The sequence below is a fragment of the Nonomuraea sp. NPDC004186 genome (assembly GCF_053603495.1).
Window position 1 is genome coordinate 59,117 of record NZ_JBSGFQ010000020.1, and the last position, 14,151, is coordinate 73,267.

The 14,151-nt window shown below is 70.1% G+C and carries 10 protein-coding genes; 5 read left to right on the forward strand and 5 right to left on the reverse strand.

The genetic code is table 11. The features are described from left to right. Nucleotides 1-88: 88 nt before the first annotated feature. On the reverse strand, nucleotides 89-1,144 hold the full coding sequence (locus ACWEPL_RS18685) for a PP2C family protein-serine/threonine phosphatase (RefSeq protein WP_363977091.1): 1,056 nt from the start codon (nucleotides 1,142-1,144) through the stop codon (nucleotides 89-91). A gap of 609 nt (nucleotides 1,145-1,753) precedes the next feature. Between ACWEPL_RS18685 and ACWEPL_RS18690 the strand changes: the two genes are divergently transcribed. Both ACWEPL_RS18690 and ACWEPL_RS18695 read left to right on the forward strand, forming a co-directional pair. Next, entirely contained in the window at nucleotides 1,754-5,938 is a 4,185-nt protein-coding gene (locus ACWEPL_RS18690) for a HAMP domain-containing protein (RefSeq protein WP_363977094.1), read from the forward strand. Nucleotides 5,939-5,941: 3 nt separating this feature from the next. Further along, the gene (locus ACWEPL_RS18695) at nucleotides 5,942-6,571 is read left to right on the forward strand and encodes a response regulator (protein WP_363977097.1); all 630 of its coding nucleotides are present in this window, start codon (nucleotides 5,942-5,944) and stop codon (nucleotides 6,569-6,571) included. 344 nt (nucleotides 6,572-6,915) lie between these two features. On the opposite strand, the gene ACWEPL_RS18700 is transcribed toward ACWEPL_RS18695, so the two are convergent. Further along, on the reverse strand, nucleotides 6,916-8,109 hold the full coding sequence (locus ACWEPL_RS18700; RefSeq protein ID WP_363977100.1) for an NYN domain-containing protein: 1,194 nt from the start codon (nucleotides 8,107-8,109) through the stop codon (nucleotides 6,916-6,918). A gap of 187 nt (nucleotides 8,110-8,296) precedes the next feature. Continuing rightward, nucleotides 8,297-10,651 carry a sigma-70 family RNA polymerase sigma factor gene (locus ACWEPL_RS18705; protein ID WP_452436921.1) on the reverse strand — a complete coding sequence of 785 codons (2,355 nt, stop codon included), beginning with the start codon at nucleotides 10,649-10,651 and terminating at the stop codon, nucleotides 8,297-8,299. 143 nt (nucleotides 10,652-10,794) lie between these two features. On the opposite strand from ACWEPL_RS18705, the gene pyrE reads away from it, so the two are divergent. Then, complete coding sequence (pyrE, locus tag ACWEPL_RS18710; protein WP_350732624.1) at nucleotides 10,795-11,328, forward strand: orotate phosphoribosyltransferase; 534 nt, start codon at nucleotides 10,795-10,797, stop codon at nucleotides 11,326-11,328. 20 nt (nucleotides 11,329-11,348) lie between these two features. On the opposite strand, the gene ACWEPL_RS18715 is transcribed toward pyrE, so the two are convergent. Together ACWEPL_RS18715 and ACWEPL_RS18720 are read right to left on the reverse strand one after the other, a co-directional pair. Continuing rightward, nucleotides 11,349-11,759, reverse strand: coding sequence for a hypothetical protein (locus ACWEPL_RS18715; RefSeq protein WP_363977107.1), 411 nt, complete (start codon nucleotides 11,757-11,759; stop codon nucleotides 11,349-11,351). Between the two features lie 62 nt (nucleotides 11,760-11,821). Next, on the reverse strand, nucleotides 11,822-12,529 hold the full coding sequence (locus tag ACWEPL_RS18720; protein ID WP_350732620.1) for a DedA family protein: 708 nt from the start codon (nucleotides 12,527-12,529) through the stop codon (nucleotides 11,822-11,824). 108 nt (nucleotides 12,530-12,637) lie between these two features. On the opposite strand from ACWEPL_RS18720, the gene fbaA reads away from it, so the two are divergent. Together fbaA and ACWEPL_RS18730 are read left to right on the forward strand one after the other, a co-directional pair. Then, a complete protein-coding gene (fbaA, locus tag ACWEPL_RS18725; protein WP_363977113.1) occupies nucleotides 12,638-13,660 on the forward strand; it encodes a class II fructose-bisphosphate aldolase in 1,023 nt (340 codons plus the stop codon). Nucleotides 13,661-13,694: 34 nt separating this feature from the next. After that, nucleotides 13,695-14,105, forward strand: coding sequence for a DUF3151 domain-containing protein (locus ACWEPL_RS18730; protein WP_350732618.1), 411 nt, complete (start codon nucleotides 13,695-13,697; stop codon nucleotides 14,103-14,105). Nucleotides 14,106-14,151: the final 46 nt, after the last annotated feature.

Genomic DNA, 14,151 nt, shown 5'->3' on the forward strand with positions numbered 1-14,151 from the left:
GAAGTTTCCCGACTGATCGACTTGACCGTCAGACTCTCCCGGTGACAGCATGTGCCGACGCTGTCACAGGGAGGCGTTATTGAGCGTGTTAGCGGGCGCGCAGCACCACGATGGCCAGGTCGTCATGGCTCGGCTCGGAGGCGAACTCTGCCGCGCCCCTGCGGATGCGCTCGGCCACCGCCCTGGCCGACAGCCCGGCGCATTCGGCCAGCAGCTTGGCCAGCCCGCCGTCGTCGTCGAGCAGCCGTCCGCCCGAGCGCCGCTCCGTCACCCCGTCGGTCACCGCCAGCAGCACGTCGCCGTGCTCAAGATGCACGGTGTCGGCCTCGAACATGACCTCGTGGAAGACCCCCAGCAGCGACTGCGGCGTGGTCACGGCCTCCACCTTGCCGCTCGGCTTGAGCCGCAGCGCCTCGGGGTGCCCGGCCGACACCAGGCGCACCTCCAGCCCGGTCGCCACGGGCGTGATGTCGCCGTGCAGCAGCGTGAGAAACCTGGCGCGCTCGCCCTCCTCCAGGATCGCCTGGTTGAGCCGCCCGAGCACCGCTGCCACGCCGTACCCCTCGCGGGCCAGCAGCCGCAGCGTGTGTCGGGCGAGCCCGGTCACGGCGGCGGCCTCGGGGCCCGTGCCGCACACGTCGCCGATCGCGAACCGCCACGAGTCGTCGCCCGCCTTGAACAGGTCGTAGAAGTCGCCGCCCACCTCGTTGGTCTCGCCGGCGGGCTCGTAGATGACGCCGTAGTCGAGCCCGGGAACCTCGGGCTCGTTGGGCGGCAGCAGGCTGCGCTGGAGCGCCCGGTTGGCGGCGGCCTGCTGTGCGTAGAGCCGGGCGTTGTCCATGGCCAGCGCGGCACGCCTGCCGATGTCCTCGGCGAACTGGATGACGTCGTCGGGGAAGCGGTCGGGCCGGCCCAGGCACATCATGCCGAGCCCCCGCCCGCGCGCCGTGAGCGGCACCGCGAGCACCTGCGAGTCGGCCAGGTGGACGGTCGAGGTGACCCTGGTGTCGGCGGCGGCCACGTCTATATCGGCGAGCTGCTCGCGCAGCCCGTCGATCCTGGCCTCGTCGGCGTGCCAGAGGTAGACCAGCCGCATCGGCCCGACGGAGTTGTCGGAGGTGTAGACGGCGCACCAGCTGGACAATCGCGGGACTACGACCTGAGCGACGAGGGCAGGTACCATGTCTGGGTCGAGCGTGCCCGCGAGCAGGTCACTCGCATCAGCGAGAAACCCGAGCCAGTGCGGACCTCGGGCGCTCTCCTCCAGCCATTCGGCGGCAACCCTGTCCGGGGAGCCAGGTAGCGTGAGCCTAGCCCAATGGACACGGGAATCGCCCGTGAAGGTGACGCCCCACTCTTCGACGTTCGCGGAAGGAGCTTTCGGATCACCCTGTGAGAGGCTTCGCTGCCTCAGTTCGACCTGTACGGCATCCCCGAGATGCTTCCAGATCACCTCAAACGGCTCGTCAGCGACCTGTTCGGCCAAATCTCCCGCGACTTGTTCGGCGGTATGGAGCACGCCGCCGGTGGCCCACGCGGTCATCACCTCGCGCGTGAACCTCATCGCAGCCGTCACAGCGGTCTCGCCCGGCGCGAAGGTCGCAGCGAGCACGGCGTGGGGAGAAGCAGTCATCCCACCGTGCCTACCACACTTCCAGCTGACTTGGGGTAAATCCAAGGGCAGGACTCAGAGCTACTCATCGTGACAGACTTGTATCACTCGCCGGAGCCCGCCGCGAGTGAAGGAGGCCCCATGACCACGGCCAAGGCCGCGCCAACCCCGGAGGAGAGGACCTACACCGAGTCGGATCTCATTCCCATCCTTGAGACCCTTTTCTCTTGGCGTGATGGTGATTTCCGGCGTCGTGTCCCCCACGCGCCTCCCGGGATCCTCAGCGAGGTCCGGCTGCTGCTCAACGAAGTGGCCGACCGCCGCGAACACCTGGCGAACGAGCTGGTGCGCGTTCGCAAAGAGGTCGTCAAGGAAGGGCGGTTCGGCGAGCGGCTGACGCCCGGGCCGGGCGTCGGCGCGTGGGCGGAGAGCGTCGAGTCGGTCAACCAGCTGATCGACGCCCTGGTGAGCCCCGTGAGCGGCGCGGCCGACGTGATCGACGCGGTCGCCAAGGGCGACCTGTCGCGCCGGATCGACCTCGACCGGTCCGCCAGGGGCGAGGTGCGGCGCCTCGGCAAGGCCATCAACGGCATGGTCGACCAGCTCGCGCTGTTCAACAGCGAGGTGACCAGGGTGGCGCGCGAGGCCGGCACCGAGGGCCGGCTGGGCGGCAGCGCCAACCTGCGTGGCATGTCGGGAAGCTGGCGCGACCTCACCGAGGCCGTCAACACGATGTCGTCCCGCGTGGCCGCGCAGGTGCGCGACATCGCGGTCGTGACCACCGCGGTGGCCAAGGGCGACCTGAGCCGCAAGGTGACGGTCGACGCCGTGGGCGAGATGTTCGAGCTGAAGAACACCGTCAACACGATGGTCGACCAGCTCTCCGGCTTCGCCGAGGAGGTCACCCGAGTCGCCCGCGAGGTGGGCACCGAGGGCCAGCTCGGCGGCCAGGCCCAGGTGACCGGCGTCTCGGGCGTCTGGAAGGACCTCACCGACAACGTCAACTTCATGGCCAACAACCTGACCTCCCAGGTGCGCAGCATCGCGACCGTGGCGACGGCGGTGGCCCAGGGCAACCTGTCGAAGAAGATCACCGTCGATGCGCAGGGCGAGATCCTGCAGCTCAAGGACACCCTCAACACGATGGTGGACCAGCTGTCCTCCTTCGCCGACGAGGTCACCCGAGTCGCCCGCGAGGTGGGCACCGAGGGCAAGCTGGGCGGCCGGGCCGAGGTGAAGGGCGTGTCCGGGGTCTGGAAGGACCTGACGGACAACGTCAACTCGATGGCCAACAACCTGACGTACCAGGTGCGCAACATCGCCCAGGTGACCACGGCCGTGGCCAACGGCGACCTCACCCGCAAGATCGACGTGGACGCCCAGGGCGAGATCCTCGAGCTCAAGTCGACCATGAACACGATGGTCGAGCAGCTGTCGTCGTTCGCCTCCGAGGTGACCCGAGTCGCCCGGGAGGTGGGCACGGAGGGCCAGCTGGGCGGCCAGGCGCAGGTGCGCGGCGTGTCCGGGGTCTGGAAGGACCTGACCGACAACGTCAACTTCATGGCCAACAACCTGACCTCCCAGGTGCGCCAGATCGCGGCCGTGTCGTCGGCGGTGGCCCAGGGTGACCTGTCGAAGAAGATCACCGTTGACGCGCAGGGCGAGATCCTGCAGCTCAAGGACACCCTCAACACGATGGTGGACCAGCTGTCGTCGTTCGCCGACGAGGTCACCCGAGTGGCGCGCGAGGTGGGCACGCAGGGCCAGCTGGGCGGCCAGGCCCGGGTGACCGGCGTCTCGGGCGTCTGGAAGGACCTCACCGACAACGTCAACTTCATGGCCAACAACCTGACCTCGCAGGTGCGTAACATCGCCGAGGTCACCACGGCCGTGGCCAACGGCGACCTCACCCGCAAGATCGACGTGGATGCCCAGGGCGAGATCCTGGCCCTGAAGACCACCATCAACCGCATGGTGGACCAGCTGTCGTCGTTCTCCTCCGAGGTGACCCGAGTCGCCCGGGAGGTGGGCTCCGAGGGGCAGCTGGGCGGCCAGGCCCGGGTCGAGGGCGTCGAGGGCACGTGGAAGCGGCTCACCGAGAGCACCAATGTGCTGGCCGGCAACCTCACCACGCAGGTGCGCGCCATCGCCACCGTCACCAGCGCCGTGGCCCGCGGCGACCTGACCCGCTCGATCGCCGTCGATGCGCAGGGCGAGCTGGCGGAGCTGAAGGACAACATCAACTCGATGGTGGCCAACCTCCGCGAGACCACCCAGGCCAACCAGGAGCAGGACTGGCTCAAGTCCAACCTGGCCCGCATCTCCAGGCTCATGCAGGGCCACCGCGACCTGCTCGAGGTGGCCAAGCTGACGATGAGCGAGCTGACGCCGCTGGTCTCGGCCCGCTACGGCGCCTTCTACGGCATCGACCCCGAGGGCGCCCACGAGCTGATACTGATCGGCGGGTACGGCGTGCGTCCCGACCGGGGGCCGCGCCAGCGGTTCGCGATCGGCGAGGGCATCGTCGGCCAGGCGGCCGCCGAAGGCCGGCACATCATGCTCGACGACGTGCCGCCGCAGTTCATCACCATCGACAGCGGGCTCAGCCAGTCCACGCCCGCGCAGATCGTGGTGCTGCCGATCCTGTTCGAGAGCCGGGTGCTCGGCGTGCTCGAGCTGGCCTCGTTCACGCCGTTCGGCGAGGTGCACCTCGACTTCCTGCGCCAGCTCGTCGAGACCATCGGTGTCACGATGAACACGATCATCGCCAACTCCCGCACCGAAGACCTGCTCACCGAGTCGCAGCGGCTCACCAGGGAGCTCCAGGAGCGCTCCGACGAGCTGCAGCGCCAGCAGGAGGAGTTGCGCAGATCCAACGCCGAGCTGGAGGACAAGGCGGCGCTGCTGGCCAAGCAGAACCGCGCGATCGAGATCCAGAACTTCCAGATCGAGCAGGCCCGCCGCACGCTGGAGGAGCGCGCCGAGCAGCTGGCGGTCTCCTCGCGCTACAAGTCCGAGTTCCTCGCGAACATGTCCCACGAGCTGCGCACGCCGCTCAACAGCCTGCTGGTGCTGGCCAAGCTGCTGACCGAGAACGCCGAGGGCAACCTGACCTCGCAGCAGGTGGAGTTCGCCCGCACGATCCACAGCGCGGGCTCGTCGCTGCTCCAGCTCATCAACGACATGCTCGACCTTTCCAAGGTCGAGGCGGGCCGGATGGACATCCACCCGATCCAGGTGTCGCTGCCGAAGATGGTGGACCTGCTGGAGGCGGCGTTCACGCCGCTGGCGCAGGACAAGGGGCTGTCGTTCAGCGTCGACGTCGAGAACGACGTGCCGAAGGAGCTGCGCGCCGACGAGCAGCGCCTGCAGCAGGTGCTGCGCAACCTGCTCTCCAACGCGGTGAAGTTCACGCCGCGGGGCGAGGTGAAGCTGCGCGTCTCGATGGCGCCGCCCGGGGTCGACTTCGACGACGACACCCTGCACGGCGCCGACGATCTGCTCGCCTTCCAGGTGATCGACACCGGCATCGGCATCGCGCCCGACAAGCGGGACGTCATCTTCGAGGCGTTCAGACAGGCCGACGGCACGACGAGCCGCAAGTACGGCGGCACGGGCCTGGGTCTCGCGATCTGCCGGGACATCGCCAGGCTGCTCGGCGGCGAGATCCACGTGGACAGCGAGCTGGGCAAGGGCAGCTCGTTCACGCTCTACCTGCCGGCCTCCTACACCGGCCCGCTGGCCGCCACCGACGGCGGCGTGGCCCGCCGCCAGCTGATGACGGCGCCGGCGGAGGAGTCGGCCGCCGCGGTCGCGCCCGAGCCGCCGCTGCCGCTCGACCTGCCGATGCACGAACTGGTCGAGCCGGTGGAGACCCCGGCCCAGTGGCAGGGCGACGACCCGCTCAGCGGCGCCAAGATCCTCATCGTGGACGACGACATCCGTAACGTGTTCGCGCTGACCAGCGTCCTGGAACGACACGGTTCCACGGTCGTCTACGCTGAAAACGGTCGGGAGGGGATCGAGCAGCTCGAACGAAACGAGGACGTCGCGCTCGTGCTGATGGACATCATGATGCCGGAGATGGACGGCTGGGCCACCACCTCCGCCATCCGGCGCATGCCTCAGTTCGCCGACCTGCCGATCATCGCGCTGACCGCCAAGGTCATGCGGGGCGATCGCGAGAAGAGCATCGCCTCCGGCGCGTCCGACTACGTCCCCAAGCCGGTGGACGTGGACCGCCTGCTCGAACGCCTGCGCGGCTGGCTGAGCCGCGGGCGCGGGTCCATGTCCGACTCGTCAGCCTCAGCAGCCGAAGGGTCGTGATCGATGCCAGATCGCGCCAAGATTCTCCTCGTCGACGATCGCGAGGAGAACCTGATCGCCCTCGAAGCCATCCTCAGCTCCCTCGACCTGGTGCCGGTGCGCGCCAGGTCGGGCGAGGAGGCTCTCAAGGCGCTGCTCAACACCGAGTTCGCCTTGATCCTGCTGGACGTGCGCATGCCCGGCATGGACGGCTTCGAGACGGCCGCCCACATCAAGCGGCGGGAGCGGACCAGGAACATCCCGATCATCTTCCTGACCGTGGTGGACAGCGCGCCCGACTACGCCTTCCGCGGCTACGCGGCCGGGGCGGTCGACTACCTGACCAAGCCGTTCGACCCCTGGGTCCTGCGGGCGAAGGTGTCGGTGTTCACGGAGCTGTACAACATGAACAAGCGGCTGGCCGAGCAGGCGTCCCTGCTCCGCGACCGCGTGAGCGGCGAACTCCCGCCGGGGGCCGGCGACCAAGCCTCGGTGCTGCCCGAGCTGTCGCGACGGCTGACGGCGGTGGAGGACGAGCTGGCCCGGGTTCGGGAGCTGGCCCGCAAGGCCCAGGACCCGGCCCTCACCGTCCCCCTGTCCGACCTCACGGACCGCCTCAACCACCTCCGCGCCGGCTTCGACGCCCTCTCCTGACCCCGCCCCCGCCCCCGCCCCCGCCGGGCATGACGGCGGGGCAGGCACCACCACGCAACCGCCGCCTCCCAAGCGCCGTGCCGGCGAGGCGTCGGTGGGTGGGAGCGGCCGCGAAAGGGCTCGGCCAGGAGTCCGGAGGGGCGCGTAACGGGAAGCGCCGTAATCCGGATTCCTGTAGTGAGGGGTGAGGTGGCCGGGGAGCTCCTGGCCGGAGGGTCGCGTGGGGAACGAAGTGACACGGCGATAGCGGCAGGGCCGGCCGACGAGGCGACACGGCGACAGCGGCGGGGCCGGCCGATGAGGTGGGGAAGTGACCGGCGGGGCGGGATCGGCTGGGGGGTGAGTCAGTGACGGGCGCGTTCCAAGGCGTCCCAGAAGCCGCGTCTCAGCGCGTGCCGTACCTCGTCGTGCAGCAGGAAGTCGATCGGCAGGGAAGACCCCTGCAGCAACCGCGCCTCCAGGTCCGAAGGCATTCGCGGCTTGCGCGCCAGCACCGCCTCCAGCCACAGCGCGGGCGCGTCGCGCGCCACGGACTCGCCGAAGTCGTGCCCCTCCCGGTGGGCGGACTTGACCGCGTCCGCCAGCGTGGTGGCGCCGGCGGTGGCCGCGGACGGCGGGGTGACGGGCGCGGGCTGCGGCCCCGTGTACGGCCCCAGTTGGGCCGGCTGGTAGGTGCCGCTGGACGACGGGCTGGCGAACTGTCCGGTGCTGGGCGACTGCGACTGGATGGGCCCGGTCGCCGGAGCGGCCGGCGGGGGTGTGACCGGCGGCTGCTCGGGCTGGTAGCTGGCGTACGTCGGCAGCACGGGCGGCGTGGACGACTGCCCGCGCCCGGACGAGGACCCGTTGGACGAGGACGGCGTCGAGGAGCCGGCGGCGTGGCTGCCGCTGGACGGCGGCAGCGGGGGCAGCGACGGGGGCAGGGCCGGCTGGGCGGGCGGCAGCGAATGGGCGGCCTGCCCGTTGCTGATCGGCTGGTGCCCGTTGGACGACTCCGCGATGCCCGCGACGAGGCTGACGTAAGGGCGCAGGTGGACGGCGCCCAGCTCGACCAGGTCGTCGCATTCCTGGCGCAGCGACCGCGACACGGCCCAGCCGCCGTCGGCCGCGATGTGGATCACGCTGACCCTGATGCCGAGGTCCTGCGCGTCGCACACGACCTGGGCCAGGTCCTCGTCCCCGCTCACGACCACCGCGTCGCAGATGGCGTTGTTGCGGGCGAGCGTCATGAGGTCGCGGTGGACCTGGGCGTCGACGCCTTCGCGCCGGCCCGGCCGGATGCGCGACAGCCTGAGCTTGAGGCCCGGTATGTCGGCCAGCGCGTCGTGCTCCGGCGTGCGACGGCCTTCGACCGTCGCCTCGTACCAGTAGCACCTCAGCAGCGGCAGGCCGGTGCGCTCGCGCGACAGGCTGGTCATCAGCTGGAGCAGCCCCGGGTAGTCCCAGGCAACCGCTTCACGATGACGCGTGCCGTGCACGGCCATCGCGCCATCGGCCAGCAGATAGCCGGCGTCCACGAACAGCGCACAGCGATCCACTTAGCACCGCCCCTTTCCTGGTGGTCCGTCCTGGCTGGCTCTGCACCGTCAGAGACCGGACTCGGCGGCCCTCTCTCAGGGTAATGAAAGCTGGTGATCGCGCGAGGGTTAATCCCGACGATTCGGCATCGACCCGCTGCCACCCCGGAGCATTCAGGCAGACCGTACCAGTTTGTCCCGTTCACAGTCATGATCGCGCTCGGACGCTCAACGCGGCCACCCCGAACAGCACGACATCCTTGTCCGTCGCGATCGTCAGCCCCGGATCCACCCCGAGTTCGGCCCCGACCGTGTCGACGTCGACGCCGAACGTCATCTCCGCCGCGCCGGTCGAGGACTCGTCGAAGACGTTCGACGCGTCCCGATCGCCGCCCTCGGGGGCGAGCGCGCCGGACCCGAGCGAGACCTTGTCACCCTTGAGATCGGCGTCGCCCTCCCACGTCACCAGCTCGACCCTGGCGGGCGAGGCGGCCGGGCTCAGCCCGCCGAGCGGTATGCGCACCCGTCCCGCCGACCCGCCGACCACGGTGGCCGCGTCGAGCACCATGGCCTGGCTGTACGGCTCCGCGGGATCCGTGACGATCAGCACCAGGCTCCATCCGGCATGCCGGGACACCCCTTCTTCCATGGGCATGTCGGCCGCCCACCACGTGCCGTTGCGGTCGGAGGCGGAGACCAGCTCGCTGACGTCGGCGTACGCCTGGTAGACGGCCCCTGAGGGCAGCTCGCGGAGCGCCACGTCGTCGGGTTTGACCAGCGTGTACTGGCGCCGCCCCGGCGGTCTGACCTTGATGGGCCCGGCCGTCGTCGCGCTCGCGGACCAGTAGAGGCCGGCCCACACGACCTTGCTCCCCTTGGGCAGGCTCAGCGCGGCCCCGCTGGACGCGCCGGTGCCGGAGCTGCCGTCCTGGTCGAGCGCGGTCATCGGCCAGAGGTCGTTGTCGCGCTGGCCGCGCCGGCGCTTCCGGGCCTCCGCGCAGCCGTCCGCAGTCTCGGGGCAGGTCAGCAGCGAGTTGCCGATCGCCCTGACGGCCACCTTCCCGTCGGTGGCGAACCTGGCGGGCGCCCCGGTCGTCCGTACGCCGTCCTCCGCCTGCGCCGTGACGTGCAGCGGGCCCGAGTCGATCCGGACGGCCGGGCCCGCGCCCTCCGGCGCCTCCGCCGCCACCCGTACCCGCAGGAACAACGCCGTGCCCTGCCCCGCCGCCAGCGGCGCCCTGGCGCACCGCGCGTCGTGCCCGGAGGGGCGGCACGCCCACCCGTCCACGGTGCCCACGGTGTCGCGGTCGTCGCGCCGCGCGGGCGGGACGAGCGTCACGCCGGAGGGCAGGTCCACGAACGCCGTCAACTCCTCGCTGGGCGCCTCGCCATAGTTGCGCAGGCGCAGGCCGACGATGCCGGGCCGGGCGCGTACGAGCGAGCCCAGCGCCTCGACGGTGGCACGCAGCCGCGCCCTGCCCGGCTCCCCGCTCGTGACAGGGCTCTTGACCGGGCTCCTGGCCGGCGGCCGCACCCGCGTGGGCTCCTCGCTCTGCAACGGCACGGGCACCGGCATGGGCTCGCCGGCGAACGGCGGCGGCCCCGCGACCGGTACGGCGGCGGTTGGCCTCGCGATCGGCTTCTCGTCGGTGACCAGCAGCAGCCCGGCCGCCACGGCCACGGTGACGGCCATGCTGCCGGCCATCGCGGCCAGCTGCTGCCTGGGCCCCCGCCACAGCCGGGGGAACGCCCGCAGCAGCCCGCCCGCGCCGCCGCCCGCGGCCGACTTCGCCAGCGTCGTCGCATACCCGCCGAAGATCGGCCCCGCGACCAGCGGGCCGACCATGACGCGAAGCCCGCGGTTGACGTCGGTCAGCTCCAGCAGGACCCCGTTGCACTCCTCGCAGGCGGCCACATGCTCGTCGACCACCTTGGCGTCGCGCCTGGTCAACCCGTCGCGGACGTACGCGCCCATCTTGCCCAGGACGGGCCGGCAGTCGTGCTTCGGCGGCGAACCCAGGTGCATCTGCAGGTAGGCCTGCCGCAGCCCCTCCCTCGCCCGGTACGCGAGCGCCGCCACGCCGTTGGGCGACAGGCCCAGCAGCGGCGCCACCTGGGCCGGTTTGCACCGTTCGACCTCGGTGTGCCAGAGCACCGCCCGCCACCGCTCGGGCAGCGACAGGAACGCCTTGGCGATCAGCGACTTCTCCAGCTCCACGAGCGCCGGATCGACGAACGGCACCCCCGGGTCGTACTCCTCGATCTCGCCCGTGGCCACCTGACGGCTCTCGATCCTGGAGCGGTCGTAGACCGTGCGCCGCACCACCGTCAGCAGATAGGTGCGGAAGCCGGACTCGGGCCCACCGCCCCTGCCGACCAGGTCGAGGATCTTCGTGAACGACTCCGCGACCACGTCCTCGACCTCGGAGCGCCGGACGAGCTGCCTGGCCAGCGCGCGGGCGGCGGCAGCGTGGCGCTCGTAGAGCTGCCCGTAGGCGGCGGCGTTGCCCTCTCTGACCGCCTGGAGAAGCTCTGCGTCGCTTTGCGGAGTTACGCCACCCATAGTGACCTCACGATTACACGGGGTTGCCTCGCGCATTCATTCCGCACTCCCCGCCGGGACTAAACCGCACCCGCGCCTTTACCTTCGAGAGGTTTCGAGGGCGCCGCGACGGGCCCTCCGGCCGGAGCCATAAGCTTGGGCGCATGACGGATCGCGACAACCTGCTGGCCGAGATCAAGAGCAAGGCCGTCGTCCACGGCAAGGTCATCCTCTCCTCCGGCATGGAGGCCGACTTCTACCTCGACCTGCGCCGCATCACCCTCGACGGGGTGGCCGCGCCGCTCGTCGGCCGGGTGATGCTCGACCTGACGGCCGACCTGGAGTTCGACGCGGTGGGCGGGCTCACGCTGGGGGCCGACCCGGTCGCGGGCGCGATGCTGCACGCGGCGGCGGCGCGCGGGCGCACGCTCGACGCGTTCGTGGTGCGCAAGGCGCAGAAGCAGCACGGCATGCAGCGCAGGATCGAGGGGCCCGAGGTGAAGGGGCGGCGGGTGCTGGCCGTCGAGGACACCTCCACGACGGGCTCCTCGCCGCTGACGGCCGTGGAGGCGCTGCGCGAGGCGGGGGCCGAGGTGGTGGCCGTGGCCACGATCGTCGACCGGGGCGCGCGCGAGCGCATCACCGGTGAGGGACTGGAGTACCGCTCGGTCTTCACCCTCGGCGACCTCGGGCTCTGAAGGTCCGGAGCCGCCGAGCGTCAGCCGCCGGACGACTTGACGGTGAACGCCTCCCGGGCGCCGGCCTTCCCCTGCTCGCGCGGCTTGCCGTTCTCGGTGACGCGGACGGTGCCCGCGTCGCTGAGCACGACGTCGAGCTCCGGCTCGTAGTAGCTGACCTCCTCGCCCCTGCTCATCTCGCGATACTGCAGCACGTCGCCGCCCGGCACGCGTACGGTGACGACGGGGCAGGCATCGGCCAGGCACTCGATGTGCACGGTCGGCACCCGCGCGGTGGTCTCCGCGGCGGGGCCGGGCGTGACGGCCGACGCGCGCTCGCGTTCGGGCGGCGTCGCGCCGAACGAGCCGAACAGCGCGCGGCCGCCGATGACCAGCAGCGTCACCACGGCGCCCGCGGCGAGGACGGCGAGCGCCATACGGGCGACGCCCATCGGATCTGACCTGTGGCGTCCCACAGGGGGCAGCGTACCCCGGGTAACCCCCGGTTTTCGGCTCAGAACTGGGTGTCGGTCGGCACGCGGTGGTGTTTGCCGTTGGGCTCAGGAAGGCTCTTGTGCTCCCTGCGCTTCTTGATCACCTCGACGATGATCGGGATCAGCGAGATGAACACGATGACGAAGACGCCCGGCAGGATGTACTTGTCGATCTGCTTGGGGTCGACCTTGCTGCCGAGGAAGTGGCCGAGCAGGAGCAGGCCCTCGACCCAGACGACGCCGCCGACGACGTTCCACAGGAAGAAACGCTTGGCCGGCATCTCCAGCACGCCCGCGACGGGATTCATGAACGTGCGCACGATCGGCACGAACCTGGCCAGAATCACCGCCCTGGCCGGACCGAACTTCTGGAAGAACTCCTCGGCCCTGACGACGTGCTCCCTCTTGAACAAGCGCGAATCAGGTTTCTCGAAGAGCCTGCGGCCGAACCTGGCCCCCAGGAAATGCCCGAGTTGGGCGCCCGCAATGGCGCACAGAGGCGTGCCGATCAAGAGGACGGGAAAGGAGAGCGGCTCGATGCCCATTCCCTGCGCCACCGAGGCCGAGCTGAAAATCCCCGCGGCCACCAGCAGCGAGTCGCCGGGGAGGAAGAACCCGAGCAGCAAGCCCGTTTCGGCGAAGATGATGGCGAGAACGCCGATCGTCGCGAAAGCCCCCAACACGGTCAGCCACCACGTCGGGTCGAGGAGATTCCAGAGCCAGTCCACGCCGAGAGCCTACCTGTAGAGGCGACAAACGCGTTGTGTCTACCACACGGGGTAGTGAGTCGGGATACTGGGCCTGCGCGAAGCCGTTACTTCTCAGGGAGATGAATCATGCCTATTGCGACTCCAGAGGTCTACGCTGAGATGCTCGACCGGGCGAAGGCCGGCGGATTCGCCTACCCGGCGATCAACGTGACCTCATCGCAGACGCTGAACGCCGCTCTGCGGGGCTTCGCCGAGGCCGAGAGCGACGGCATCGTCCAGGTCTCCACGGGCGGCGCCGAGTTCCTGTCCGGCGCGACCGTCAAGGACATGGTCACGGGGGCCACGGCGCTGGCCGAGTACGCGCGGGTGGTGGCCGCCAAATATCCCGTGACGGTGGCGCTGCACACCGACCACTGCCCGAAGGACAAGCTCGACGGCTTCATGAGGCCGCTGCTCGACATCTCCCTGGAACGGGTCGCCAAGGGCCTCGACCCGCTCTTCCAGTCCCACATGTGGGACGGCTCCGCCGTGCCGCTGGAGGAGAACCTGGAGATCGCCAAGGAGCTCCTGGAGAAGTGCGCCAGGGCGCGGATCATCATGGAGATGGAGATCGGCGTCGTCGGCGGTGAGGAGGACGGCGTCGTCGGCGAGATCAACGAGAAGCTCTACACGACCCCCGAGGACGCCCTGGCCACGGCCGAGGCCGTCGGGATCGGCGAGAAGGGCCGCTACCTGCTGGCCGCCACGTTCGGCAACGTCCACGGCGTCTACAAGCCCGGTCACGTCAAGCTGCGTCCGGGCGTGCTGAAGGACATCCAGGAGGCGGTCGCGGCCAAGTACGGCAAGGACAAGCCGTTCGACCTGGTCTTCCACGGCGGCTCCGGCTCGTCGCTGGAGGAGATCCACGAGGCGATCTCGTACGGCGTCGTCAAGATGAACATCGACACCGACACCCAGTACGCCTTCACCAGGCCGATCGCGGACCACATGTTCCGCAACTACGACGGCGTGCTCAAGGTGGACGGCGACGTGGGCAACAAGAAGACGTACGACCCCCGTTCCTACGGCAAGAGCGCCGAGGCCGGCATGGCCAAGCGCGTCGTGGAGGCGTGCGAGAACCTCAAGAGCGCTGGGACGAAGATCTCCTAGCCAGTTTCATGGCCCGGCGGGTATGACTTGTCCTATGGATAACCTTCTCGCCGGGCCGCCCCCGACTCAACTGCCGGATCTGCCCGAGGCCAGGGAGGCGCTCGACTCCGGAGCCAAGGCCGCGGACGTGGCCGCCCGTTTCCCCGCCTACCCGGCGGCCTGGGCAACGCTCGCGGAAGAGTACTTCGCACAGGGGCACGCCGTCACTTCCTACGCTTTCGCCCGCACGGGCTACCACCGCGGGCTCGACGCGCTCCGCCGCAGCGGCTGGAAGGGACACGGGCCCATCCCCTGGGAGCACGAGCCCAACCGGGGCTTCCTGCGCTGCCTGTACGCCCTGTCCAGGGCCGCCCAGGCGATCGGCGAGAAGGACGAGGCCGAGCGATGCGTACAGTTCCTCAGGGACAGCACCGAGACGGGCTACGAGGCGCTCGCCAAGGGTTAGTCCTCGTTGTCTTGGGACGAATAGGCACGTTCGGGTAGTCTCTCTA

Excerpts from the sequence above, each read along its gene's own strand:
- ACWEPL_RS18690 (WP_363977094.1), top strand. The coding sequence starts at position 1,754 with ATGACCACGGCCAAGGCCGCGCCAACCCCGGAGGAGAGGACCTACACC.
- ACWEPL_RS18695 (WP_363977097.1), top strand. The coding sequence starts at position 5,942 with ATGCCAGATCGCGCCAAGATTCTCCTCGTCGACGATCGCGAGGAGAAC.
- ACWEPL_RS18705 (WP_452436921.1), bottom strand. The coding sequence starts at position 10,651 with ATGGGTGGCGTAACTCCGCAAAGCGACGCAGAGCTTCTCCAGGCGGTC.
- pyrE (WP_350732624.1), top strand. The coding sequence starts at position 10,795 with ATGACGGATCGCGACAACCTGCTGGCCGAGATCAAGAGCAAGGCCGTC.
- ACWEPL_RS18715 (WP_363977107.1), bottom strand. The coding sequence starts at position 11,759 with ATGGGCGTCGCCCGTATGGCGCTCGCCGTCCTCGCCGCGGGCGCCGTG.
- fbaA (WP_363977113.1), top strand. The coding sequence starts at position 12,638 with ATGCCTATTGCGACTCCAGAGGTCTACGCTGAGATGCTCGACCGGGCG.
- ACWEPL_RS18730 (WP_350732618.1), top strand. The coding sequence starts at position 13,695 with ATGGATAACCTTCTCGCCGGGCCGCCCCCGACTCAACTGCCGGATCTG.